The organism is Vreelandella maris (genome assembly GCF_013371085.1).
GTDB classification, from domain to species: Bacteria; Pseudomonadota; Gammaproteobacteria; order Pseudomonadales; family Halomonadaceae; genus Vreelandella; species Vreelandella maris.
This window is the reverse complement of the sequence record NZ_JABWCV010000010.1, coordinates 72,804-96,359: the sequence shown is the minus strand read 5'-3', so window position 1 is coordinate 96,359 and position 23,556 is coordinate 72,804. Positions and strand designations below refer to the sequence as shown.

23 protein-coding genes, 1 tRNA gene and 3 pseudogenes are annotated in these 23,556 nt (G+C 50.6%); 14 read left to right on the top strand and 13 right to left on the bottom strand.

The features are described from left to right. Positions 1-31 precede the first annotated feature (31 nt). On the top strand, positions 32-1,648 hold the full coding sequence (purH, locus tag HUO07_RS10665) for a bifunctional phosphoribosylaminoimidazolecarboxamide formyltransferase/IMP cyclohydrolase (protein WP_176303543.1): 1,617 nt from the start codon (positions 32-34) through the stop codon (positions 1,646-1,648). A 128-nt stretch (positions 1,649-1,776) separates the two neighbouring features. On the opposite strand, the gene HUO07_RS10660 is transcribed toward purH, so the two are convergent. Further along, positions 1,777-3,234, bottom strand: a complete 1,458-nt coding sequence (locus tag HUO07_RS10660) for an NAD-dependent succinate-semialdehyde dehydrogenase (RefSeq protein WP_101147171.1) — start codon at positions 3,232-3,234, stop codon at positions 1,777-1,779. A 119-nt stretch (positions 3,235-3,353) separates the two neighbouring features. Beyond that, a complete protein-coding gene (gene folE, locus HUO07_RS10655; RefSeq protein ID WP_008956433.1) occupies positions 3,354-3,905 on the bottom strand; it encodes a GTP cyclohydrolase I FolE in 552 nt (183 codons plus the stop codon). Between the two features lie 338 nt (positions 3,906-4,243). Here folE and HUO07_RS10650 point away from each other — a divergent pair, with 338 nt between their 5' ends. Beyond that, positions 4,244-4,807: a hypothetical protein gene (locus tag HUO07_RS10650; protein ID WP_176303542.1), complete on the top strand. Its 564-nt coding sequence runs from the start codon at positions 4,244-4,246 to the stop codon at positions 4,805-4,807. 11 nt (positions 4,808-4,818) lie between these two features. On the opposite strand, the gene HUO07_RS10645 is transcribed toward HUO07_RS10650, so the two are convergent. Both HUO07_RS10645 and HUO07_RS10640 read right to left on the bottom strand, forming a co-directional pair. Next, positions 4,819-5,793, bottom strand: a complete 975-nt coding sequence (locus HUO07_RS10645; RefSeq protein WP_176303541.1) for a serine/threonine protein kinase — start codon at positions 5,791-5,793, stop codon at positions 4,819-4,821. Positions 5,794-5,847: 54 nt separating this feature from the next. Next, positions 5,848-6,552 carry a ComF family protein gene (locus tag HUO07_RS10640; RefSeq protein WP_176303540.1) on the bottom strand — a complete coding sequence of 235 codons (705 nt, stop codon included), beginning with the start codon at positions 6,550-6,552 and terminating at the stop codon, positions 5,848-5,850. Positions 6,553-6,632: 80 nt separating this feature from the next. Between HUO07_RS10640 and HUO07_RS10635 the strand changes: the two genes are divergently transcribed. The 3 genes from HUO07_RS10635 to HUO07_RS10625 all read left to right on the top strand — a co-directional run bounded on the left by HUO07_RS10635 (position 6,633) and on the right by HUO07_RS10625 (position 8,720). Beyond that, positions 6,633-6,717 (top strand) — tRNA-Leu (locus tag HUO07_RS10635). A 328-nt stretch (positions 6,718-7,045) separates the two neighbouring features. Next, positions 7,046-7,675, top strand: coding sequence for a hypothetical protein (locus HUO07_RS10630; RefSeq protein ID WP_176303539.1), 630 nt, complete (start codon positions 7,046-7,048; stop codon positions 7,673-7,675). Positions 7,676-7,733: 58 nt separating this feature from the next. Next, positions 7,734-8,720 carry a hypothetical protein gene (locus HUO07_RS10625; protein ID WP_176303538.1) on the top strand — a complete coding sequence of 329 codons (987 nt, stop codon included), beginning with the start codon at positions 7,734-7,736 and terminating at the stop codon, positions 8,718-8,720. Between the two features lie 110 nt (positions 8,721-8,830). On the opposite strand, the gene HUO07_RS10620 is transcribed toward HUO07_RS10625, so the two are convergent. After that, the gene (locus HUO07_RS10620) at positions 8,831-9,592 is read right to left on the bottom strand and encodes an SDR family oxidoreductase (RefSeq protein WP_176303537.1); all 762 of its coding nucleotides are present in this window, start codon (positions 9,590-9,592) and stop codon (positions 8,831-8,833) included. Positions 9,593-9,783: 191 nt separating this feature from the next. Between HUO07_RS10620 and HUO07_RS10615 the strand changes: the two genes are divergently transcribed. The 4 genes from HUO07_RS10615 (at position 9,784) to HUO07_RS10600 (ending at position 13,439) form a co-directional block, all read left to right on the top strand. Continuing rightward, positions 9,784-10,269, top strand: a complete 486-nt coding sequence (locus HUO07_RS10615; protein WP_176303536.1) for an FxsA family protein — start codon at positions 9,784-9,786, stop codon at positions 10,267-10,269. 234 nt (positions 10,270-10,503) lie between these two features. Next, positions 10,504-10,797, top strand: a complete 294-nt coding sequence (locus HUO07_RS10610) for a co-chaperone GroES (RefSeq protein WP_008956441.1) — start codon at positions 10,504-10,506, stop codon at positions 10,795-10,797. An 83-nt stretch (positions 10,798-10,880) separates the two neighbouring features. Continuing rightward, positions 10,881-12,524 (top strand): chaperonin GroEL, encoded by a 1,644-nt coding sequence (gene groL, locus HUO07_RS10605; RefSeq protein WP_176303535.1) that lies wholly within the window; start codon positions 10,881-10,883, stop codon positions 12,522-12,524. A 180-nt stretch (positions 12,525-12,704) separates the two neighbouring features. After that, positions 12,705-13,439, top strand: coding sequence for an RNA methyltransferase (locus HUO07_RS10600; RefSeq protein ID WP_176303534.1), 735 nt, complete (start codon positions 12,705-12,707; stop codon positions 13,437-13,439). 74 nt (positions 13,440-13,513) lie between these two features. Here the strand turns inward: HUO07_RS10600 and HUO07_RS10595 are convergent, their stop codons facing one another. Next, positions 13,514-14,863, bottom strand: coding sequence for a Na+/H+ antiporter family protein (locus HUO07_RS10595; protein WP_176303533.1), 1,350 nt, complete (start codon positions 14,861-14,863; stop codon positions 13,514-13,516). A 165-nt stretch (positions 14,864-15,028) separates the two neighbouring features. Between HUO07_RS10595 and HUO07_RS10590 the strand changes: the two genes are divergently transcribed. The 4 genes and pseudogenes from HUO07_RS10590 (at position 15,029) to HUO07_RS22205 (ending at position 18,416) form a co-directional block, all read left to right on the top strand. Then, complete coding sequence (locus HUO07_RS10590; RefSeq protein WP_176303532.1) at positions 15,029-16,237, top strand: MFS transporter; 1,209 nt, start codon at positions 15,029-15,031, stop codon at positions 16,235-16,237. A 156-nt stretch (positions 16,238-16,393) separates the two neighbouring features. Next, positions 16,394-16,843: a potassium channel family protein gene (locus tag HUO07_RS10585; protein ID WP_176303531.1), complete on the top strand. Its 450-nt coding sequence runs from the start codon at positions 16,394-16,396 to the stop codon at positions 16,841-16,843. A 31-nt stretch (positions 16,844-16,874) separates the two neighbouring features. Next, positions 16,875-17,882: pseudogene (locus HUO07_RS10580) on the top strand (cation:proton antiporter domain-containing protein); the annotation flags it as partial. A gap of 111 nt (positions 17,883-17,993) precedes the next feature. Beyond that, positions 17,994-18,416 (top strand): NAD-binding protein, encoded by a 423-nt coding sequence (locus tag HUO07_RS22205; RefSeq protein WP_422822685.1) that lies wholly within the window; start codon positions 17,994-17,996, stop codon positions 18,414-18,416. A 61-nt stretch (positions 18,417-18,477) separates the two neighbouring features. Here the strand turns inward: HUO07_RS22205 and HUO07_RS22200 are convergent. Then, positions 18,478-18,708 (bottom strand): annotated as a pseudogene (locus HUO07_RS22200) (metal ABC transporter permease); the annotation flags it as partial. 306 nt (positions 18,709-19,014) lie between these two features. On the opposite strand from HUO07_RS22200, the gene mntR reads away from it, so the two are divergent. After that, positions 19,015-19,494, top strand: coding sequence for a manganese-binding transcriptional regulator MntR (gene mntR, locus HUO07_RS10570; protein WP_008956454.1), 480 nt, complete (start codon positions 19,015-19,017; stop codon positions 19,492-19,494). Positions 19,495-19,564: 70 nt separating this feature from the next. Here the strand turns inward: mntR and HUO07_RS10565 are convergent. The 6 genes and pseudogenes from HUO07_RS10565 to HUO07_RS10540 all read right to left on the bottom strand — a co-directional run. Then, positions 19,565-19,879: pseudogene (locus HUO07_RS10565) on the bottom strand (DUF3750 domain-containing protein); the annotation flags it as partial. A 65-nt stretch (positions 19,880-19,944) separates the two neighbouring features. Further along, positions 19,945-20,946, bottom strand: a complete 1,002-nt coding sequence (locus HUO07_RS10560; protein WP_176303529.1) for a GGDEF domain-containing protein — start codon at positions 20,944-20,946, stop codon at positions 19,945-19,947. Positions 20,947-21,010: 64 nt separating this feature from the next. Beyond that, positions 21,011-21,511: a hypothetical protein gene (locus HUO07_RS10555; RefSeq protein WP_176303528.1), complete on the bottom strand. Its 501-nt coding sequence runs from the start codon at positions 21,509-21,511 to the stop codon at positions 21,011-21,013. 285 nt (positions 21,512-21,796) lie between these two features. Further along, positions 21,797-21,946, bottom strand: coding sequence for a hypothetical protein (locus HUO07_RS10550; protein ID WP_176303527.1), 150 nt, complete (start codon positions 21,944-21,946; stop codon positions 21,797-21,799). 360 nt (positions 21,947-22,306) lie between these two features. Beyond that, positions 22,307-22,960, bottom strand: a complete 654-nt coding sequence (locus tag HUO07_RS10545; RefSeq protein ID WP_246286619.1) for a BON domain-containing protein — start codon at positions 22,958-22,960, stop codon at positions 22,307-22,309. 57 nt (positions 22,961-23,017) lie between these two features. Next, positions 23,018-23,521, bottom strand: coding sequence for an Hsp20/alpha crystallin family protein (locus HUO07_RS10540; protein WP_176303526.1), 504 nt, complete (start codon positions 23,519-23,521; stop codon positions 23,018-23,020). Between the last annotated feature and the right edge of the window lie 35 nt (positions 23,522-23,556).

The following is a 23,556-nucleotide window of genomic DNA, read 5'->3' as shown; positions in this document are numbered from 1 at the left end:
TCTATTCTCGACTCTGCATACGAGCATTCTCATGGCTGATAATCCTCTCATGGCTGATAGTTCTTCCTCGACTGACAGTAGCGCCACTCCCGTCCGCCGCGCTCTTTTGAGCGTTTCTGATAAAACCGGCATTGTAGAATTTGCCCGTGGCCTGACTGAGCATGGTGTTGAACTGCTCTCTACTGGCGGCACCTTCCGCCTGCTGCAGGAAAATGCTATTGCAGTGAAAGAAGTGTCTGAACACACCGGCTTCCCCGAAATTATGAATGGCCGGGTAAAAACGCTGCACCCGAAAATTCATGGCGGCATCCTGGCGCGTCGTGGTCAGGATGATGCGGTCATGGCCGAAAACGACATCACCCCGATCGACATGGTGGTGGTTAATCTTTACCCCTTTGCCGCCACGGTGGCCAAGCCTGACTGCACGCTGGAAGACGCCATCGAAAATATCGATATCGGCGGCCCAACCATGGTACGCGCCTGCGCTAAAAACCACGCCTACACCACTATCGTGGTCAATAGCAGTGACTACGCGCGGGTACTTGGTGAGTTGGCCGCCCAGGATGGTCAAGTGAGTCGCGCCACGCGTTTTGATTTAGCGGTAAAAGCGTTTGAACACACCGCTGGCTACGACGGCGCGATTGCTGACTACCTGGGTCGCCAAGTGAATGCTAGCGATAAGACTTTCCCACGCACTTTTAACCTGCAGCTAACGAAAAAGCAGGACATGCGCTACGGCGAAAATCCGCATCAGCAGGCAGCCTTTTACGTTGACCCCCAGGCGAGCGAGCCCAGTGTCGCTACTGCCAAAATGCTCCAAGGCAAGCCGCTTTCGTATAACAATGTCGCCGATACCGACGCTGCGTTTGAGTGTGTAAAAGCCTTTAACGAGACGGCCTGCGTGATTGTTAAACACGCCAACCCTTGCGGCGTCGCCATTGGCGCAACCGCCTTAGCCGCTTACGACAAAGCCTTTGCCACCGACCCTACCAGCGCATTTGGCGGCATTATTGCCTTCAATACACCGCTGGACGCCGAAACAGCCCAGGCGATTATTGATCGCCAGTTTGTCGAGGTGATTATTGCCCCTGGGGTCAGCGATGAAGCCGCAGCCATTGTAGCGAATAAGCAAAACGTACGGTTGCTGGACGTCAGCGCTCACTGGCCCGGCGAGCAGCAGCCCGCGCTAGACTTTAAGCGCGTCAATGCCGGTTTGCTGGTGCAAGAGCGCGATGATGGAATGGTCACCCGTGATGACCTGAAGGTGGTCAGCCAGCGCTCCCCTAGCGAACAAGAGCTGCGTGACTTGGCCTTTGCTTGGCGAGTGGCCAAATTCGTTAAATCCAACGCGATTGTGTATGCCAAAGAAGGTCAAACCGTAGGCGTCGGCGCGGGCCAAATGAGCCGTGTTTATTCGGCTAAAATTGCCGGCATTAAGGCCGCTGACGAGGGTCTTTCGGTGCCCGGATCAGTGATGGCGTCTGATGCCTTCTTCCCTTTCCGCGATGGCATTGATGCCGCGGCAGCCGCAGGCATTACTGCCGTCATTCAGCCGGGGGGATCCATGCGCGACCAGGAAGTGATCGACGCTGCCAACGAAGCAGGCATTGCCATGGTATTTACCGGCATGCGCCACTTCCGTCACTAAGATCAGCCACGACGTTTAGCCACACTATCGGCATCAAACTGATGCCGTAAAAAAAACTAGCCCCCATCAGCAGTGCGCTGATGGGGGCTTTTTTTACCCAGTCTTACTTAAAAAAGAACACTTAGGGCTCAGCCAAGATCAATACATAGATACTTGGTTTCAAGGTACTCTTCTAACCCCTGATGACCACCTTCACGACCCAACCCCGAGGCTTTGACGCCCCCAAACGGTGCCGCCGCATTGGAAATAGCGCCCGTATTGATACCCACCATGCCATATTCCAGCGCTTCGGCCACCCGCCATACGCGGGAAAGATCACGCGAATAGAAGTAAGAAGCCAAGCCGTACTGGGTATCGTTGGCCATCTCAATCGCAGTCTCTTCATCGTCAAACGGGAAGACAGCCGCGAGCGGGCCGAAGGTCTCTTCGTGGGCCACTTTCATCTTGTCGGTCGCAAAACTTATCAGCGTCGGCGTAAAAAAGTTGCCACCCAACGGGTGCGGATGTCCGCCCAACAACAGCTCTGCACCATTATCGATGGCGTCCTGCACATGCTCACTGACTTTTTTAACCGCATTGCCATCAATGAGCGGACCGATATTAATATTCGGCTTGGTGCCATCGCCGACATGCAGCTCGCTGTTCATGGCAACCGCTAACTTTTCGCAAAAGGCGTTAATCACGCTGGACTGAACCAGGAAGCGATTAGTGCAAACACAGGTTTGCCCGGCGTTACGGAATTTAGCGGCCATGGCGCCTTCAACAGCGGCATCTAAATCGGCATCTTCAAACACGATAAACGGCGCATTGCCGCCCAGCTCAAGCGAGATCTTCTGCACGTGCTCTGCCGCTTGCGCCATCAGCTTGCGACCTACTTCGGTCGAGCCAGTGAAGGTAATCTTGCGCACTTTGGGCGACTGGGTCATGGCTTGGGCAATATCGCTGGCACTGCCGGGCACCACGTTGAACACACCGCGGGGAATACCGGCGCGCTCGGCCAATAGCGCGAGCGCAGTGGCTGAAAACGGCGTCTGGCTAGCAGGTTTAACCACGATCGTGCAGCCTGCTGCTAGTGCCGCACCTGCCTTACGGGTAATCATCGCCGCAGGGAAATTCCAGGGCGTAATAGCCCCCACAACACCGACGGGCTGCTTAGTCACCACAATGCGCTGGTTAGCTTTAGCGGCAGGAATGGTTTCGCCATAAACGCGCCGCGCTTCTTCGGCAAACCAGCGCAGAAAACTGGCCGCATAGGCAATTTCACCCGCCGCTTCTTTGAGCGGCTTACCCTGCTCGTAGGTCATCAGCATGGCGAGATCCTGCTGATGCTCCATCATCAGATCGTGCCATTTCAACAGCAAATCCGCTCGTTCCTGAGCGGTAAGGGCACGCCACGCAGGTAGTGCAGCATCCGCCGCGTCTATCGCCCGCTCGGTCTCAACTTTTCCCAAGCGGGGAATATCGCCAATCGCTTCGCCGGTTGCCGGGTTCAATACGGTGATCTGCTCGCCGCTATCCGCCGCGACCCAACTACCGTCTATATAGGCAAAGGGGCAATACAGCTGTGTTTCTTTAAGCGCTTCCATGACAGGCTCCTGACCAAAATGATGGCCTTATAGGCTCATTAACCTCTTCATGCTAAGACGAAACACCCCTTTAGACCAAGTTTACCGCGTGCTTTACTCGCTAATTAACGACAGTTAAATCAGTTAATCAGCATTAAAAACTCTTGCCGGGTCGCCTGGTTGCTACGAAAACCACCCAGCATTACCGATGATGTCATACTGGAATTTTGCTTCTCTACGCCACGCATCATCATGCAGAGGTGGCGCGCCTCAATGACCACAGCAACGCCCGTTGCCTGAGTCACTTCCTGAACGGCATCTGCAATCTCACGGGTTAAATTTTCTTGGATCTGCATACGGCGCGCAAACATATCGACAATACGGGCAAACTTAGACAATCCTAATACTTTGCCGTTAGGCAGATAGGCAATGTGGCATTTACCGATAAATGGCAGCAGGTGGTGCTCACACATTGAGTAGAGCTCAATGTCCTTCACCAGCACCATTTCATCCGTTTGCGATTCAAACACCGCACCATTAACGATCTCGTCCAACGACTGAGAGTAGCCTGCATTCAAAAACTGCATAGCCTTGGCTGCACGTTTCGGCGTATCTCGCAGCCCTTCACGGTTTGGGTCTTCGCCAAGTGCTGAAATTATCTGGCGATAGTGCTCGGCGATATCATCGGACATATTAGGCCTCTTCAAAAACTGTATCAAAACCGTGCGCAATCGCGTCCAAACGGTCACCTAGGTCTCTAACCCTTTGCGCATGAAAAAAGTAAAACGACTACTAGAGGGACGTTCACCAACGTCTTTCTCTACCCAAGTTGTACAAAAAGTATACTTTTCATAAAAAACGCACAACAAATATTAGTTAATTTCATTATTTTACCGCATCTCGCCTGCTGTTGGCTTCTCTAACTGCGGCAGAGCGCCGCGGTGCTCACTTTGCAACCTAGGGGCCTGTGCTATGATAAATCATTATTATTGATTGCCTTTATTTCAGGCACCACCATTGAGAGTTCGCCATGTCATTTAAGCCAACGCCCTTTTGGTTAGCCGCCATCGCGGTTCCCTTTTATTTTGCCACGCCGCTACCCTCTTTCGCCGCAGAAGCGACACTTTCACTGCCCAATGAAGCGACCGTTGGCGTTGAGGTTGTTGAAGAGCTTACTTTTGAGTCAAACCAAGCACGCCTTAACGACATATTGCTACACCCCACTCAAGCTGAGAGAGCTTCGCACTCGCTGCCTGAATATTGCGTCATCGTGGGCAATGCCCAATTAGTCGATGAGCGCATTCGTGTTACCACGAAAGATGCCACCTGCATTGAAACACACGATGCTGACAGCAATATTTTTACAGGTGAATTCAGCGCCAGCGCGTATGCCGAAGATGGTCAATACGGCATCGCGTGCGAAGGCACTCCATGCACGCTTTCTCCTGGGCAAACGTTCGTTCTCACGCTGAATGAGTCCCTAGAGATTAAAGAGCAGGACAACCCTTCTGAAGAATTGAACGAGCAACGCCGCCAAGCTGACGGAGAAGGCGTCGCCAACCCCGTGCCCCGCGAAGAGGCCGTGCCAGATTAAATCGCCCCTATTTACGCCAGCCAGCGTGGATTGTCTAACTGCAGGCACTGCTGCTCTAATTGGCGGATATGCTGATCCCAATAGCCACTATCCGCCAGCCAGGGAAAGGCGCGGGGAAAAGCAGGATCATCCCAGCGAGAAACCAGCCACGCTGAGTGCCTAATTAAACGATAGCTTCTCAGTGGTTCTATCAACGCCATCTGATCAGTAGGAAACGAGCAGGTTTCCTCATACCCTTCGGTAATTTCACTTAGATATGATCGCCACCCCTGGGGGTCATCCGTGGGCAGTAGCATCCAAATATCCTGCATAGCAGGCGCCATGATGCAGTCGTCAAAATCGACCAGCGTAAAGTCCTCATCACGCCCTAGCACATTGCCCAAATGGCAATCTCCATGGCAGCGAATCATGCTGCTGGCGGGCACCGTATGTTTTACAAGCTGCTGATGCACCTTTTCAATGACATTATCGTAAGCCCGGCGCTGATGACGGTTCATCCAATTGCTGGCCAGCACTCGCTGCTGGGCATCTAAAATACCACTCGCCATTTCTAGCCGAGGACGGTGCTGAAACGTTTTTTTGGCCGACACTTTATGCAACCGCCCTAACACCTGCCCCATGGCAAATAAGTGCGATGGGTTATCTAACTCTGGTGCCTGGCCTGGGCAGTGGGGAAACAGTGCAAATCGATACGCTTTAAAATAGTGTAGCGAGACACCCGCCCTATCACGCCAAGGCGCAACTACCGGCACCTGCTGACTAGCGAGCTCCTGTAAAAAATCGTGCTCTTCTTGAATCGCCGCGTCTGACCAGCGATCAGGCCGATAAAATTTAACAATCCAGTTTTTGCCGTCATCATCACGAAACAACAGCACACGGTTTTCATAGCTATTCAGCGCAAAGGGCTCACCGGCGGGCCAAACATCCAGCGACTCTACTGCAGACATCACTAGGTCGGGCGAAAGTGAGCTAAACGGGTGTGACATCGGTCACTCCTGGGTTGGCAAAAAGGCTTTTGAATACGCTAAAGCACTATTCTATCAATCCTTGCCCAGGGGTGTCCGCGCGGTCGCCCAAATATCCACACGTTCCGCGCCCGCCTCTAGCGCCGCGCGCGCCAGTGCATGCCCCGTTGAGCCTGTGGTGACAACATCATCTATGATCAACAAATGCGCTGGTGGCGGCGTTTCGAACACAAAGGCGCCCACCAAATTAGCAACCCGTTGACGACGGTTTAACGTGCGCTGGGAGGGGGAATCCTTCACTCGCTTGGCAGACACTAATGGCATATCAAGAGGGCGACTGAGCCTCTCGGCTAACCACTGCGATTGATTAAATCCTCGCGTGCGAGCATGCGCTGGGTGCATAGGTACCGACAACAGTGCGTCTGCTTGGGTAGGCGGCGGCGTTAATACCATTAACTCCGCTAACAACGTGCCCGCCCGCGGGGAGGCGTGAAATTTAAAATCATGTACCAGCGCTTTAATAGGCCCCTGATATAAAAGCCCCGCTTGGGTGGTCGAAAATGCCGGCGGGTCAATTAAGCAGTGACCACACAAGCTCGCCCCATGGGTAACAGGGTCACCGCACTGTCGACAGGCATTTAGGTTCCACGGCAGCCCAACTAAACAGGCGGTGCACCACCCCCGCCCCGCCAAGGCGGGTGCCAAACAAAAGGCGCAATAGCCAGGCATGGCCTGCTTTAGCCAATGGCCGCCACGCTGTAGCCATTGTTTTACATTCATGCCTTTTCCCCAATAGAGATATTAATATTAAACTCATGGTTGACTTCTATCACGAAGTTGATAATATACGCCTCGTCTTAGCGGATGTGGTGGAATTGGTAGACACGCTAGATTTAGGTTCTAGTGCCGTAAGGTGTGGGAGTTCGAGTCTCCCCATCCGCACCAATTACTTGTTAGTTTTTAAGCAGTTAACGTTATACCCCCCTTTCAAAATGTCTTAATACCTAGCTTAGGTGATATTAAGGCTTTTTTTTGCGTTTTTACTCCTGGCTTTAAATCATTAATGGCTCAATGCCATTTTTTTCGTGCTTGGCATTTGCCGAACTACATACTTTTAACAGGCTGACTTAGCACCACTTTTCCGCTAGGCTCTGTTAAAACGACTAATTGGATACTCGTCAATGCCTCAATGTGAAATGGCTTACTGCGAGTAATTGACGCCAATACTATCTCCAATGATTACCTCCAATAACTATGAGAAGGATCTCTAATAATGGAATGGCTCAACGATAATGCCCAAGCCATCTCGGCAATAGCAAGTATTTGCACCCTCTTCGTCTGGGTTTTCTATGCCCAATTGCTTTATAACGGCTATGTCCGCCAACGTCGCCCTCGTGTGATCATCAACCGTGGCAAAGGGATTGGTGTGGATGCTATTTGCTTAATCAGCAATATGAGCAGCGAAGCAATCTATGTTCAACACCTTGTAGCGGTGCTGCATACTCAAAAAAAGAGTTACTCTCTAGATGTGGTGGAGTACCAGCAACACGGCAGCGAAAAACAGGAAGCCAGCTATCGCACCCATCAGGGCCCGTTAGCGTCGGGAGATTATCTAAATATTCAGTCGTTTGGCGACATTGTGAATCAGGTTAAGCAATATTGGGAAATTGATGACAGCCTGCTTCATGAGCAGAATATACAGCTCGAAATTCGTGTCATTGCCATTTACGGCTCTGAAGATATGCCTACCGGCGCCTCGCGTTCTTTTAATCTTGACCTAGATGCATCGCCCAATCGTCAGCTTATTCCGGCTAGCGTTGATACAGACCGACTCAATAGCCATGGCCAACGTAAGCGCGTGCTTGAATGGGCAAAAGAGATCGAGACTCATAAAGCACGTTAAACCATTACCTTTGCAAAGCTGATATTGAACAGCGAGCACCTTTAATTGAGACCATTCGATGCATAAAATCCTAACCTTCTGCTGGCTCGGCATAATGACCACGGTTGCGACTAGCGCTTATGCCGAAGAGGATGACAGTGACCTACCTGCCTGGGCGGAAGAGCACGTTGAACCGTTTCGTGAAAGTGTCGGCAATTGGGTGGATAACACGTCGCGCCAAATTGATGGTTTCTTTGGCACTGGCGACCATATGCAGACCAAAAACGAGTCTTATCTTCGTTTTGGCCAAGAAATCGATTGGATGGAGGGGGATGGTACGCGGGGCGATACTTCACTTCGTTACCGTATCGATCTACCTACCTCAGAAGAACGCTTACGCCTGATTATCGAGAGTGATCCTGAAGAGTCGCAAGGCACTCTTGAAGAGCAAGGGTCAGGGCGTCTTGCCAATGACCAGCGCGACCGCCGTAGCTCTACGCTAGGCCTGGATTGGCTAGAAAGTCGTGACAAGCGCGAAAATTGGAGCAACCGCGTTGGCGCTGGTATTCGTCTGCGCCTCCCTCTGGACCCTTATGTCCGCTTTACCAGCGAACGGCTGTGGCAGCTTGGTGAAGGGCCTTGGCAGCTTGAATCGAATAACCGGGTTTCCTGGTTTAACAATGAAGGCTATTCAGCACGAACGCGCTGGGATATCGGCCGCCAATTGAGCGAACGCCGCCATTTGCGGTTTATTTCTACGGTTCAGTGGCGCGAAGAGGAAGATAAGCTGGAATACAGTGAAATTGCCGAAATCAATCACCGCATTAACCACCGCAGCGCACTGCGCTACTCAGCGATTGCCATCGGTGAAAGCGCCTCAAATCCCCGCATGACCAATTATTACCTGCAAACACGCTATCGCCGGGACATCCATAAGGGCATTTTATTTGCCGATGTGATTCCGGAGCTGCATTTTCAACGCGATGTTAGCTATGACCCACGCTGGGCCATGACACTGCGCTTGGAGATGTATTTTCAGCGAGAAATTAGCCGCGACTATTTTTAAGCTCGGTCTTTAAGAACAGATTTTAAGCATGGCCTTTTAAGTGGGCTCTTTTAATCGTGAACGATGGGCGGCCATGCTAGGCCGCCCATTCTTGTTACAGCAAGCAAATGCTACAGCCGCAACCCACCATCGCATTCAATAATACGCCCGGTGAAGTAGTCGTTTTCAAGAATAAATGCAACGCTTTGAGCAATGTCATCCGGCTCACCCAGGCGTTTTAGCGGCACGCTTGATGAGATACGTTCCAACATATCGGGCCGCATTGAGGCGGTCATTTCGGTAGCCACAAACCCTGGGGCCACGGTACCTGTTCGAATACCATAGCGCGCTAACTCTTTGCTCCAGGTGACCGTTAGCGCATGTACGCCTGCTTTGGCAGCGGCATAGTTGCTTTGCCCCATATTTCCTGCTCGGGAAATGCTGGAGATATTAACAATCACACCCTCATACCCTGCTTCAATCATCTGCGTGGCAGCCTCGCGACCACACAGAAAAACGCCGGTTAAATTGACGTTAATGACATTTTGCCATGCCTCCAACGACATGCGTTTTTCCACTTGCCCCTCTTTGGCCTTTACCAGTAGTGCATCCTGAGTAATCCCCGCGTTATTAACGCAACCGCTGATCGGCCCCATACGCTGAGCAATATCGGCAAACGCTTGAGTCACAGAAGCCTCTTCTGCCACATTCACTACAAAGGCTTGCGCATCGACACCTTCTGAAGAAAGTGCTGATACCGCTTGATCCAACGCTTCAGCGCTCATATCCAACAGCGCCATGCGTGCACCCTGCTTACCCAGGCGCAGCGCCATGGCATAACCCAACCCACGCGCCCCACCGGTGACGGCGATTACTTTATCGGCAAGTACCATTGTTGACTCCTTACGAGAAATACAACCAGCTTCATTGTGCATTGCAGCATAGAGGAATTATGAGCATTAATCGAGCTACATCGCCGCTGGAAGGCGCAATGTTAGCTGCTTGCTATTTATATTTATGTCACCATATTACGCAATTACGACGGTTATCGAGTCGCTATTTATAGCGTTTTCTGGAGTTAGTCATGCCCATTCTTATTTTTATATCACTGTTCACCCTACTTGATTTTGTGGTGCTTTTTTCGATTGGTAGCCAAATAGGGTTACTCACTACCCTACTCCTAGTGCTTGGCACAGGCTTTGCCGGGTTACATCTTATTCGTAAAGAAGGCGTATCAACCTTTGCTCGCGCACGTCAGCGTATGCAGGTCGGTGAAATCCCTTCTAGTGAGCTATTGACCGGCGCCGCGCTTATTTTTGGTGGTGCCTTATTAATGGCGCCAGGCTTTTTATCCGATGCGCTGGGCCTTGCGTGCCTGATACCTAGCGCACGCCAATTGATGTTTAAAGCACTTACTTGGCTAGGGCTGAAAAAGATCGCCAGCCAGCAGCAAGACCCCAACGCTTCCTCGGCTCGGCCAAATGGCTACCGCAACCCAAACACCTCCCAACACGAAGGCCCGATTGAAGGTGATTTTATTAGCCGAGATGAGCCCCCACGCCGCGACTAAGGCTCGGACTGAAAGAAAATCGCTAAAAAAGCAATTTTTTCTTACTCGCCCCCTTGAAAGGCCAACCGCAGCCCCCATTTTTCACCCAGCACACAAATTCGGCAGCGATCTAGACGGTAGCTGCCATTAACAATGAAGACTGTAAAGTCTTCGCTTCTCGCGGGTTACTCCCTCGAGAACACTTTTAGACTAACCGCCCCTACCAGGGCTTCAACCATACTCAGGAGAACGTGAATGAATATCCGTCCTTTGCACGATCGTGTCATCGTCCGTCGCGTTGAAGAAGAGCAGAAAACTGCAGGCGGCATCGTGCTTCCGGGCAATGCAGCAGAAAAGCCGACGCGTGGCGAAATTCTTGCTGTCGGTAATGGCCGCATTCTCGAAAATGGCGATGTCCGTCCTCTCGACGTTAAAGTTGGCGATAACGTGATCTTTAAAGATGGCTATGGCGTCGAGAAACAAAAAGTCGACGGCGAAGAAGTCTTGATCATGAGCGAAGCCGATATTCTTGCGGTTGTTGAAGGCTAACAGTCGTTGCGGCTCACATTTGATTGATGAGCGCCTCGATTATTTACTTTCACGTTTTGCATTCAATTTAGGAAGTAGCAGATATGTCAGCTAAACAAGTTAAGTTTTCAGATGATGCTCGTAAGCGCATGGCCCGCGGTGTCGACGTTCTGGCCAACGCGGTAAAAGTTACTCTCGGCCCGAAAGGCCGTAACGTGGTACTGGAAAAATCTTTCGGTTCCCCGACCGTTACTAAAGACGGTGTTTCTGTCGCCAAAGAGATCGAACTGAAAGACAAGTTCGAAAACATGGGCGCACAGATGGTTAAAGAAGTCGCTTCACAGACTTCTGACGCCGCTGGTGACGGTACTACCACCGCTACTGTTCTGGCCCAGGCCATTATCGCTGAAGGTTTGAAAGGCGTTACTGCCGGCATGAACCCGATGGATCTTAAGCGCGGCATCGACCAAGCCGTTAATGCTGCCGTTAAAGAAATCAAGGCGATGTCTGTACCTTGCACCGACACCAAGTCGATTGCTCAGGTAGGCACCATCTCAGCCAACGGTGACAAGCGCATCGGTGAAATCATCGCCGAAGCGATGGAAAAAGTCGGTAAAGAAGGCGTCATCACCGTTGATGAAGGCCGCGGCTTTGAAGACGAGCTGGAAGTCGTTGAAGGTATGCAGTTTGACCGCGGCTACCTGTCTCCTTACTTCGTTACCAACCAGGACACCATGACGGTTGAACTGGAAGATCCTTACATCCTGTTAGTGGATAAAAAGATCTCCAACATCCGTGAGCTACTGCCGGTACTAGAAGCCGTTGCTAAGCAAGGCAAGCCGTTAGCCATCATCGCTGAAGATATCGAAGGCGAAGCACTGGCCACGCTGGTTGTTAACAACATGCGCGGCATCGTGAAAGTTGCCGCTGCTAAAGCACCCGGCTTCGGCGACCGTCGTAAGTCCATGCTGCAGGATATCGCTATCCTGACTAACGGCACGGTTATCTCTGAAGAAGTAGGCCTGACGCTTGAGCAAGCGAACCTGGATCACCTGGGTACCGCTAAGCGCATGACCATGTCTAAAGAGAACACCACCATCATTGATGGCGCTGGTGCAGAAGGCGATATCGAAGCACGCGTTAACCAGATCCGCGCGCAAATCGAAGACACCTCTTCTGACTACGACAAAGAGAAGCTGCAAGAGCGCGTTGCCAAACTGGCAGGCGGTGTTGCCGTTATCCGCGTCGGTGCTGCCACCGAAGTGGAAATGAAAGAGAAGAAAGCCCGTGTTGAAGACGCTCTGCACTCTACTCGTGCAGCCGTCGAAGAAGGCGTGGTACCTGGTGGCGGTACTGCACTGGTACGCGTTATGGCCAAAGTACAAGGCCTGACTGGCGACAATGAAGACCAGAACCACGGTATCAACATGGCGCTTCGCGCTATGCAGTCACCGCTGCGTCAAATCGTTGCTAACGCTGGTGAAGAGCCCGCCGTTGTCATCAACCGTGTGAAAGATGAAACCGGCAACTTCGGTTACAACGCACAAACCGGTGAATTTGGCGACCTGTTCGAAATGGGTGTTCTAGATCCGGCTAAAGTAACCCGCACTGCGCTGCAGTCTGCTGGTTCTGTAGCTGGTCTTATGATCACCACCGAGTGCATGATCGCTGAAGACCCGGAAGAGAAAGACTCTGCCCCCGATATGGGTGGCATGGGTGGCATGGGTGGCATGGGCGGCATGATGTAATGCACCCTGAGCCCTATGCTCAAGACTGCTAGCAATTAAGGTAGTCACCAACAACCCCGCCTTGTGCGGGGTTGTTGCGTTTTTGTGGGTCGTTCGACTCATTGCCTCCAGCCCCATTGCGCACAGCTAACGTGGTACTATCAGCGCGATTTTTATAAGGCTATAGGGCGAAATCAGCGCATGTTGCAGCATATTCGTATTGTACTCGTTCAGACCTTTCACCCCGGCAATATCGGCGCTGCGGCGCGGGCCATGAAAACCATGGGCTTAACCGAGCTGGTGCTGGTTAATCCGCGTATGTTTCCTGATGAAGAAGCCACTCGCCTTTCCGCAGGGGCCACCGATGTTTTGGACAATGCACGGGTAGTGACAACATTGGAGAAAGCGGTTAACGACTGCGTTCAGGTGGTTGGTGCTAGCGCACGCTTGCGCAGCCTGCCCTTGCCCCACTTTGACGAACCCGATGAGATGGCGGCAGCCGTTATTCAGAATGCACAAACGGCGCCAGTGGCACTGGTGTTTGGACGAGAACGTTCCGGGCTGACTAACGATGAAATCCGCTGCTGCACGCATCAGGTGAGCATCCCCGCCAACCCTGATTACGGCATTCTGAATTTATCCCAGGCGGTGCAGATTCTTGCTTATGAAGTACACCGCGCTTGGCGTAAAGGAGAAGATAGCGGCTTTAGTTACCAGCGCCCGCTGGAGGCAACACCGCCCAGCCGCGAACAGTTTCTACACTTTCAAGCGCATCTAGGCCGTTTAATGCAGGAGAGCGGCTTTTTAACTCAGCCCCACGCCCGCACCGAAGAGCAGCTGCAAGCACTCTTCGCCCGTGCCCAACCTAGCCGCAAAGAGCTTTCACTGTTGCGAGGGCTATTAAGCGCGTTTGAGTCTCACCTACCTAAACAATAACGAGCTAAATTGAAAAAGGGACAACCAGCGTTGTCCCTTTATGGCTCTAAAATAGCCGTTTTACAGCGAGGTCTTTAGAGCATCATCGCCGCTAGCCAGCCAAAGCCCACTAACGGAATGTTGTAGTGCAGAAACGTTGGCACCACACTGTCCCACATATGATCATGTTGGCGATCAACGTTCAGGCCTGAAGTCGGCCCCAAGGTTGAATCGGACGCTGGTGAGCCCGCATCACCCAACGCGGCTGCCGTACCTACCAACACCACCGTTGCCATGGGCGAAAAACCAAACTGTACCGCCAACGGCACAAAAATCGCCGCGATAATAGGAATGGTAGAGAACGATGAACCAATACCTAAGGTAATAAACAACCCTACCAACAACATTACCAGGGCGGCCAAACCGCGATTATCGCCAAATAGAGCGAAAGCCCCCGACACCAGTGCGTCAATCTCTCCCGTGGTTTTCATCACTTCCGCAAAGCCCGCCGCAGAAATCATGATAAAACCAATCAGCGCCATCATCCGCATACCGCTGGTGAACAGATCGTCTGCCTCACGCCACTTAAAGATACCGCCCATGGAAAGCAGACCAATACCCACCAAGCCCCCCAGGATCATTGAGCCGCTATACAGCTGCAGGCCGAGCGCGGCAACAATAGCCACCCCTGACATCACCAGCCCCAACATATGTGGCTCAGCAGGCTTATGTTCTTCAGTCACGTGGCGATTAGCGATGTCTTGCACTTGGTATTCCCGCGGGCGGCGGTAACTCCATAGCAGTGCCACGATTAACCCAAGCGCCATGCCACCTACCGGAATAGCCATGGCCATCGGCACCATGCTCCGGGTAATCTCCAAACCCAACGGTTCGCCAGCGCTATTTAAGTTTGCCAGCAGAATGTCGTTTAGGAAGATCGCCCCGAACCCCACCGGCAGCAACATATAAGGCGCCGTCAAGCCAAAGGTGAGTGCACACGCTACCGCACGTCGGTCAAGCTTCAAGCGGTTCATCACCGTTAACAGCGGTGGAACCAGTACCGGTATAAAGGCGATATGCACCGGGATAGCGTTCTGTGAAGAGATTGCCACCAGCAGTACCGCCGTTAACAGCAGCATTTTGACTCGCGCCTGATGCGCAATCGTAGCCTCTTCTTTGCCCAGCAGCGTAATCAATCGATTGGCCAGCATGTCCGGCAACCCTGAGCGGGAAATAGCTACCGCGAAGGCCCCCAAGGTGGCATAAGCCAGTGCCACTTGAGCCCCGCCACCGACGCCTTCATTAAAAGCACCAAGCGTTTGCTCAAGCGATAAACCGCCCACCAAACCACCCACTAACGCGCCCACCACAAGGGCGAATACCACCGAGACACGGGCCAGCGACAGTGCCACCATCACCAGCACCGCAAGAATTACTGCATTCATGAAGATCCCTAGAGTTATTGAGAGGTCACTAAAGGCGAAAGGGGCGGATTTTAGCAGATTAAATGGGTAAAACTAACATTGCGTCTCAGGCTATTCCTAGCTTCTAAACCCCCACGACTCATGCGATAGTGAACAAACGCTAAGCCTGCAAATAAAGAGAACATCATGGCTCTCATTCGTCGCCACTCACTGCTATTGATTATCCTGGGAAGTTTGGTTATCTCCACTGCCATGGGGTTACGTCATGGTTTTGGGCTTTTTATGGAGCCACTCAGCAGCGAGCTAGGCTGGGGGCGCGGTGTGTTTGCTTTCGCCCTCGCGTTACAAAACCTGGTTTGGGGTTTATCACAACCCTTTACCGGCGCGCTGGCTGACCGTTTCGGCGCGGCTAAGATTATCGTTGTTGGTGGCTTGTTATATGCCTTGGGGCTGCTGTTTATGAGCCTTTCCACTTCAGTGCTAGGCATGACGGTCAGCGCAGGTCTTCTGATAGGCCTAGGCTTATCTGGCACTACGTTCTCCGTCATTTTGGGCGCTGTTGGCCGCGCGGTGGCGCCTGAAAAGCGCAGCATGGCCATGGGGATTGTGAGCGCCGCGGGCTCGTTTGGGCAATTCGCAATGCTGCCCGGTACGCTGGGGCTTCTTGAGTGGCTAGGTTGGGCCGCTGCGTTGATGGCCATGGCTGCCATTGCCACCATCATCATTCCCTTGGGAGCGATGTTACGTGACAAGCCCTCGGCCAAAACAGCCGCCGATCTAAGCCTTAAAGATGCGCTCAACGAAGCAGCAAGCCAAAAAGGCTTTTGGCTACTCTGCCTAGGTTTCTTTGTGTGTGGTTTTCAGGTGGTGTTTATTGCCGTCCACCTGCCCGGCTACTTATTTGATAACGGTCTTGCCGTTCAGGTAGGAACAACGGTGCTGGCGTTAGTGGGTTTATTTAATATTGTCGGCACCTATACCGCTGGCTGGATGGGTGGCATTTGGTCAAAACCCAAGCTGCTAACCTGGCTCTATTTGATTCGCGGCGTGGTGATTATGGCGTTCGTATATTTGCCGCTAAGCCCTGTGAGTGCGTACGTATTTGGTATCGCCATGGGGTTACTATGGCTCTCCACCGTTCCGTTAACCAATGGCATCGTGGCTTCAGTGTTTGGTGTACGCCACCTATCCATGCTGGGCGGCATCGTATTTCTATTTCACCAGCTAGGTTCTTTTATGGGCGTTTGGCTGGGCGGCTATTTTTATGACCTTACCGGGCACTACAATACAGTGTGGCAACTTGCTATTGTGCTCTCGGTCATCGCAGCTGCACTGCATTGGTTTATTAGCGAAAAGCCGCTAGAGCGCTCACAGCCCACAACGGTATCCACATGACAATCCATTTTTTACTTAAGGCCATCGCAGCACTTCTGCTGCTGACTTGTTTGATGCTCGCATGGTGGGGCTGGCAGCAGGCGGATGCTAACTTGCTGCTGATGGGCACTCGTTTATGCTAAGTGGCAACGGTCAATCCAGTTGATAATTGCGTAGATGACTATTCCCTACCCTGAGCATATCGCCGTTGTGGTAACGACCTTTGTGGTCGTCGTTATTGCGGTACTGCTCCATTACGAAGCTCTGTGGCTTATCTCACGCCAAATTGAAACATCGCGAAGACCGCATCGGCAACGCATTCTCGGAATGGCGTTTGGCGTATTGATGACTCACATAGTCGAAATTTGGCTGTTTGGGATCACTGGTTGGTGGCTAACCGACCAGCTGAGCATTGGCGCTTTACAAGGTTACGACAGCTTTAATGTATTGGATTATATCTTTTTCTCTGCAGTGACCTATACCACTGTGGGCTATGGCGATATTTATGCTACTGGGCCGGTGCGCTTTTTATATGGCACGTTGGCATTAACCGGTTTTGTGCTGATCACTTGGTCAGCATCTTTCACCTTTATAGAAATGCAAAAGCACTGGCGGGTTGGAAGATAGTCAGCGCTGTTACACGCTCAAGGGATGCGGCATGTTTGAAGTAGTTATTTTATCGGTAGCGTTAATCTTTGGCATCGCGGCACGACAGCTAAGTCTGCCACCCCTCGTGGGGTTCTTGGCAGCAGGGTTTGCTCTTAATGCCTTTGGCCCCAGTATTGGCCTACCCAGCGATGCGGGCCCACTGCTTGAGCATCTTGCTCATTTAGGGGTGCTACTACTGCTGTTTACCATTGGCCTTAAACTCAATATACGCAGTTTGGCAGAACCCGTAGTGCTGGGTAGCGCTTTTATACACCTAGTAATTACCTGCCTGTTGTTTACCGCAGGTTTTGTTATTTTTCTTTCGCTTCCCCTTGATAAAGCGATACTTCTGGCGATTGCACTCTCTTTCTCAAGTACGGTTCTGGCCGCTAAAGTGCTCGAAAGCAAACGCGAACTACGTGCCCTACACGGCCGTATTGCGATTGGCATTCTCATCATTCAAGACTTGGTTGCCTTAGCGGTTCTCAGTATCTACAGCGGTGACTCCCCTAGCCCCTGGGCATTGCTAGTTTTCTTGCTGCCGCTATTACGCCCAGTGCTTTATTGGCTAATGAACATGGCTCAGCACGATGAGCTTCTGGTGCTATTAGGTGCTGTGTTAGCCATTGCGGTTGCTGGTATGGGCTTCGAAGCCGTGGGGTTAAGCGCCGAGGTAGGCGCCCTGGTAATGGGCTTGCTACTTGCAAAGCACCCTCGCGCGCAAGAATTATCCAAGGCGCTATGGGGGCTTAAAGAAGTACTGTTAATCAGCTTCTTTCTGCAGATTGGCATGGCAGGTTTGCCCGATAAAGAAGCACTGCTATTTGCAGTAATCCTGGCTATTCTGCTGCCACTTAAAGGGGTGCTGTTTTTCGCCCTTCTCATTGCTTTTCGCATCAGAGCGCGCAATGCCTTTCTAGGAGGCTTGAGCCTAACGGCTTACAGTGAGTTTGGCTTAATTGTTGCCGCCAGCATTTTAGAAGAGTGGCTTGTTCCGCTAGCGATTACCGTTGCCCTGTCGTTTGTCATCGCAGCACCGCTAAACCGCATTGCCCACCAGCTTTTTGATCGTTGGGAAAAAAACTTGCTGCGTTTTGAACGACACGCTCGCCATCCCGATGAACAACCAGTGGATTTAGGTAGCGCCACCATTCTAGTGCTGGGTATGGGCCGAACCGGTAATGCCGCCTACGATTTTTTTACTGATAAAGGGTTATCTGCTGTGGGTATTGATTCAGACCCCAATAAAATAAACAACCAACGACGAGTGTTTTATGGCGATATTGAGGATGTGGGGTTCTGGCATCATCTTAATATCAACCATCTAGCGGCAGCCACGCTGGCCACCCCGGAACTTGAAAGCAAATTGATTGCTACTCGCGAACTGCGCAAAGCGGGATTTACCGGCCACATAATTGCGGGCGTTCACTTTCAGGATGAAGCCGCGCCTCTGCATGCTGCTGGCGTCGATCAAACGTACCTATTAATGACGGGCGCTGGCATCGGGATCGCCGAAAAAACCTGGGAAAGCCTACAAACAGCTCTGTTGTGAATATCCGGCGCTAGCCGATTTGACGGTGGCGCCAAAAACGCATCAATACACCCTGCTTGGGCGAAAAAAGCAGCGCCTGGGCCTGTTGAGGGCCAAACGCGTAGAGCAGCAACGGCCGATAAGCAAACCACACCACCAGCAGGGCAATCACGCTGGCTACTAAGATCAGCAATAGTGCCGATTGCTGAACACCCAGCACATTGCCAAACAAGATATGCATTAAATGGGTGCTGAAGGCGATTTTGCTGATAATGACAATGCCCAGTGCAAAAGCACCGGTAAACATCTCCCCCGCCATGCGGGTAACAATATCGCCAAGCACAGAGAAAGTTACGGCAACATCCAAAGGAGATGGCGCAACATCCTCACCCGAGCATTCACCATTGCTGCGCTTAACCACAGGGGTAGGCTCAAAGTTATACAAAAATTACGCTTATTCATTATTCATCCTTTTCGCATTACTGATAAGTAGGCTGCAGCCCAAAAAAAAAGCACTGTGCAAATAGTTTAGCCTTGGCTAACAATGTTGCGTAAAAATAGGCTACTATCCCCAGTACGATCCAATGATTATTACCACTGCTTCCGATATAATTTGCCAATGACTGATTCTAATCCGAACGCTTCATTAACCGCCCCAAGCATTCATGGTGATGCCCTTCCGCCCGTGGAGCAGCATGCTCAGCAGTATGCAACGGTGCGTAATGCCCATGAAACCGAGCTGATTGAAGACTACGTTGAGCTGATTGGGGATTTACTGACGCATCGTGGCGAAGCGCGTGCGGCGGACATTGCCAACCGCATGGCGGTGAGTCAGGCAACCGTATCGAAAATGATCAGGCGTCTAAATGAGCTTGAGCTGGTGACTAGCAAGCCCTACCGTTCTCTGTTTCTGACTGAGGCAGGCCAGAAAATGGCAGAAACCTCACGCGCTCGGCACGATATCGTATTGCATTTTTTACGCGCGCTTGGGGTCAAAGATGCCACTGCTCGTATTGATGCTGAAGGCATGGAGCACCACGTGAGCGATGAAACGCTGGATATAATGCAGCGATTTACCGAGCAGCAGCAGAAAAGCTAAATTCTTATCAATAAGCTGTCGGGTTAATCTTCAAGGCCCCTGTGATGGGATAAGCGCAGGTTGCAGAAAATCAAAGTTCATTGCTCGCTACTCGTGCGGGCATTCCAAGGTGCCCTATACCTAGCAGCTTCAAGGCAGGGCGCATCACATCAATACCAAAACTCAAGCCAAGAACATTCATTTCGATGCCCTCTCCTAGCGCCAGCATAATACCGGCCATCCCGCCTAATGAGAGCTGGAACCCCGTGCCACTTGGCGCAGGTGCCAAAACACCGTTGAAAATAGAATCTTTGCCGATAGCGGTAACGGGCAGCGTCACCTCGAAGTCTGGTACTTCACGAATCACCCAAGCGATAAAACTGTTGCTGTTAGGCACGGGCCATACGCGATAAACGTCGGCTTGAGAGGAGCCAAAGGAAGCTAAATATAGTAGCCACTAAGCGCCAGCCATCAAGATATAAGGGTAAGGGAAGCGCTTTCTATTCGGTTACGACCATTTCGCTTCGCGCTCAATAACAAATGATCCGCACGGTTGATCACATCATCAATCGTTTGGTCATTACGCTCCAGCGTGGCGAGGCCAATGCTGATAAACAGCTCAGCTCCCTGCAGTGTACTTCTCAACCGCTCGGCAATTGTGCGGGCTCCGTGGAGATCGGTTTCGGGCAACACGATGATGAACTCATCACCGCCATAGCGCCCGACCAAATCACAGTTACGAACCGTCGCTCGTATTGCGCGAGCCACCGTTTGCAACGCCTGATCTCCAGCGGCATGGCCCTTTTCATCGTTGATTGACTTAAAGTGATCAATATCCAGCATTAACAGGCCGAGTGATAAACCATAACGACAAACACGCTTGAACTCAGTCGTTGCCAACTCAAGAAGATGACGACGGTTAAACGCTTCAGTGAGCCAGTCATGAGTCGCTAAGTAGCTTAATTGCTGATTAATGGTCGTCAATTCATCGGTACGCTCCATCACCCGACGCTCTATTTCTAGTTCGGAATAATGAGCCACCTTCGAACTGCTATAAGTGCTTGGGTTATTGACGATGCAGAGCAAATGAGTAATTGCTCCTTGAAGAGTACTAATAGGTTTGAGCAGGATCTGGCAGTCGCTCTGATGATATTCCCCATCAATGTATCCACCCGCCATTTCGTAACGAACAGGCACTCCGTCTGCTACACAGTGGCCACAATTTACAATGAGTTCATCACATAGCAATGCAGGAAATATATAGGATAGATGCTTCCCCGCGTATATCTTTTTGCTGCTTAACATAGCTTTCTGAGTAGGATTGACTGCCTCTACGACAAAATTACCCGGCTCTTCAAAACGAATAATCATCATGGGTGCAGGAAAAAAATCCCAAAGGAACTTCATTATTGAGTCGGCATCATCATCAAAATGATCCTGAAAACCAGGGTTGTTCCGTATTGGCATGATCATAGACACGCCCTCCTACTATGAGTGTAGTGGCAAGTAAAAAATTATCTCTTTTATAAGGCACAACTTATGAAGCACAACCCAGCGCATAGAGAGCGTTTTTCCATTGCTCACGACACTCTTTTACGACGTGATACTCGCTATATTTCTGCGTTACAAAGGTTGATAACAGTTGCTTTAACTCAGGAATCGCGTTGGTTTCCGATAGCCTGCTAAAGAATGTATGCGACGTTTCAGCCGCCTCTTCAGCATTAAGAAGCGCCTGCCTGCCCATAGATTCATCCACCACAAAAAAATGCCTGCTATTTGTATTTAAAAAGGGCATTTCTCTTAGCTGGCTAATAGTTGAAGGAAGAACTAACTCCATCTGCTTTGCCACTTCGTGCAAGTTAAAAATCCTATGTTCGCACTCCATACCAATGGCGCTCATCAAACGGCTAACGGGGAGATCAAAGGGCAGAAAGCAAAGTGCCAACCCTCGATAGCGATACAACTCATGTGTCTCTTGCGAGTAAGCTAAGGTTAGTTGGTCCTGAGCCAGGGGACTAAGTACTGTTAAGCTAACCATTGGCAAATCCCTCTAAGGGTATAAAACATCCCAAGGCCGGGAGGATTTCGAGAAAGTTATCTTAGAACGGAAAAAAGTTCAATTACTATGATATATGTCAGTTTTTTAGCCAACAATTAAAAGTTAACATAAATTAAAAAATTAAAATAATCATAAATACTAATTAACGAAAAAATTTACAAACCATAGTTTATATAAGTCAATTTTTTAAAAAAATACTTAAAAAAACATCATTACGCTTAACGTATTAATAAAAAAGTATTAGCCATTAATGCTTTTCATTAATCAATAAGGATAAATGTAAAGCTTATAGTTGATGACGGCCTCACAACGCAGACGATAGCCCACACCTTTCAGCGTCTTAGCTGGCACATTACCCAAGGTCAGTTCGAGGCGGTGGATATTGGCGATAAGAATGCGGCCATCGCCCTTCATTACCCGGGCCCTATGGCTAGGGCACTGTCTGCTAGCTAATAAATCGTTTTGGTGTTCACCGACGCTACCATGCAATAGCTGGGTCTATTATGAAGTGGAGCTACGGCAAGCCCCACGATAGAACCCTTCTGACGTGGCCATCTCGTCGATAAATCATTCCAAGATGAAATCCACATAGGGGGCGGGAGGTATCTCGCCCGGTGGTAGGTAGGGGCCGGTTCACCCAGCGTCTCAAACGAGCGGATATAGTGATAGAGAACATTAATCCAACAAAAACGGCAAACAAAAAAATAGAGTCATCGAACCCTTCTAGCGATTCGATGACCATTCTACGTTTTCAAATTTTATTACCTATCGCCTTCAAACCCTTACATCATCTATTACCTTCCATACGCCGGGCGAACTCCATGCAGAATGGTGTATTAAGTCTTTTTCCGCGATGCTGTGTGCCTTGCCACTTAGTATTACGTCGTGATCATGCACCTCGACTTTGATCGCATTGGCATCCTGGATAGCCCTACGTTTAAGTGAGGCCTCAATATCGGCCTTAACAGCAGCAGCGGTAGGCTTAGGTTTGAGAACGAGCTGATTACTCACACCCGTAACCCCTGTCAAGTAGCGTATGGAACTAGCAGCCAAACGCCGTTGATACTCCCAGGGTACTTCACCAGTTAGCGTCACCCAACCGTCTTCAACCATTACTTTTAATGGGTCATTTGGAATGTATACATTCCACTCCAGCGTATTTTTAACCGCACGAGCAATATCTGCATCAGTGCGCTTGTTATTCCCAGGCAGTTTTACGTCCATTTCAACGGCAACGCCTTTAACACCTTTAACTCGCTGCGCTGCCTTTTCTGCATGCCACTTTTCTGCATAACTATCCACATGGCCTGCCAATGTCACAATGCCGTCGTTAACCTCTACCCCAATATTCGAAGCACGAACAGAAGGTTCATACTCAAGCTCGGCAAGCACATCTTTCTGAATTTGACTGTCTGACTTTGGCATCATTAGTACTCCTGTAGTTTTCAAGTAAATATTCTTATCAACTAGAAATACTCACTCTACCTACTTGATTTCAAGCTTACGCCGTAAAGCTTGTTTGGCTTTTGGCATGGTGATTGTCAATATGCCGTCTTTAAATTTGGCTTCAGCATGTTTAGTATCCACTTCTACTGGCAGGGCAATCGTCCGAGAAAAGGAACCTTGCCAAATTTCTGAATGATAATACCCATCCTGTATTTCCTCGGCTTTTCCGGAACGCTGGCCTTTCAGCATCACAGCGTGTTCGGTTATTTCAAGGTCTATTTCTTTCCGGTCAACCCCTGGCATCTCAGCGCGTACTACGATTTCTGTGTCTCGATCAATGATGTCAACTTTAGGGTTATGTTGACCGAAAAAACCTAGCCGTTCTTTGATTAAGTCTTCCTTGAAAAAGGGCTTCATCCAGCTGCGCTCAAAGAAACCTTCTATCATACGATCAAAATCTTCTAGCGGGCTTAACGAGCGCTTACTTGGAAGTGGGTCCGTATCTTGTTCCGCTATTACAGGCTTGCTGATTGCTTTTTCCATGACACTACTCCTATGTATTTCTTTTACTTAAGGAA

Coding starts and splice junctions, on each gene's coding strand:
- HUO07_RS10600 (WP_176303534.1), top strand. CDS start 12,705: ATGTTGCAGCATATTCGTATTGTACTCGTTCAGACCTTTCACCCCGGC.
- groL (WP_176303535.1), top strand. CDS start 10,881: ATGTCAGCTAAACAAGTTAAGTTTTCAGATGATGCTCGTAAGCGCATG.
- HUO07_RS10650 (WP_176303542.1), top strand. CDS start 4,244: ATGTCATTTAAGCCAACGCCCTTTTGGTTAGCCGCCATCGCGGTTCCC.
- HUO07_RS10625 (WP_176303538.1), top strand. CDS start 7,734: ATGCATAAAATCCTAACCTTCTGCTGGCTCGGCATAATGACCACGGTT.
- HUO07_RS10560 (WP_176303529.1), bottom strand. CDS start 20,946: ATGATCATGCCAATACGGAACAACCCTGGTTTTCAGGATCATTTTGAT.
- HUO07_RS10585 (WP_176303531.1), top strand. CDS start 16,394: ATGACTATTCCCTACCCTGAGCATATCGCCGTTGTGGTAACGACCTTT.
- HUO07_RS10545 (WP_246286619.1), bottom strand. CDS start 22,960: ATGATGCCAAAGTCAGACAGTCAAATTCAGAAAGATGTGCTTGCCGAG.
- HUO07_RS10610 (WP_008956441.1), top strand. CDS start 10,504: ATGAATATCCGTCCTTTGCACGATCGTGTCATCGTCCGTCGCGTTGAA.
- HUO07_RS10590 (WP_176303532.1), top strand. CDS start 15,029: ATGGCTCTCATTCGTCGCCACTCACTGCTATTGATTATCCTGGGAAGT.
- HUO07_RS10615 (WP_176303536.1), top strand. CDS start 9,784: ATGCCCATTCTTATTTTTATATCACTGTTCACCCTACTTGATTTTGTG.
- mntR (WP_008956454.1), top strand. CDS start 19,015: ATGACTGATTCTAATCCGAACGCTTCATTAACCGCCCCAAGCATTCAT.
- HUO07_RS10595 (WP_176303533.1), bottom strand. CDS start 14,863: ATGAATGCAGTAATTCTTGCGGTGCTGGTGATGGTGGCACTGTCGCTG.
- HUO07_RS10660 (WP_101147171.1), bottom strand. CDS start 3,234: ATGGAAGCGCTTAAAGAAACACAGCTGTATTGCCCCTTTGCCTATATA.
- HUO07_RS10555 (WP_176303528.1), bottom strand. CDS start 21,511: ATGGTTAGCTTAACAGTACTTAGTCCCCTGGCTCAGGACCAACTAACC.
- folE (WP_008956433.1), bottom strand. CDS start 3,905: ATGTCCGATGATATCGCCGAGCACTATCGCCAGATAATTTCAGCACTT.
- purH (WP_176303543.1), top strand. CDS start 32: ATGGCTGATAATCCTCTCATGGCTGATAGTTCTTCCTCGACTGACAGT.
- HUO07_RS10620 (WP_176303537.1), bottom strand. CDS start 9,592: ATGGTACTTGCCGATAAAGTAATCGCCGTCACCGGTGGGGCGCGTGGG.
- HUO07_RS10630 (WP_176303539.1), top strand. CDS start 7,046: ATGGAATGGCTCAACGATAATGCCCAAGCCATCTCGGCAATAGCAAGT.
- HUO07_RS10640 (WP_176303540.1), bottom strand. CDS start 6,552: ATGAATGTAAAACAATGGCTACAGCGTGGCGGCCATTGGCTAAAGCAG.
- HUO07_RS10645 (WP_176303541.1), bottom strand. CDS start 5,793: ATGTCACACCCGTTTAGCTCACTTTCGCCCGACCTAGTGATGTCTGCA.
- HUO07_RS10540 (WP_176303526.1), bottom strand. CDS start 23,521: ATGGAAAAAGCAATCAGCAAGCCTGTAATAGCGGAACAAGATACGGAC.
- HUO07_RS10550 (WP_176303527.1), bottom strand. CDS start 21,946: ATGAAGGGCGATGGCCGCATTCTTATCGCCAATATCCACCGCCTCGAA.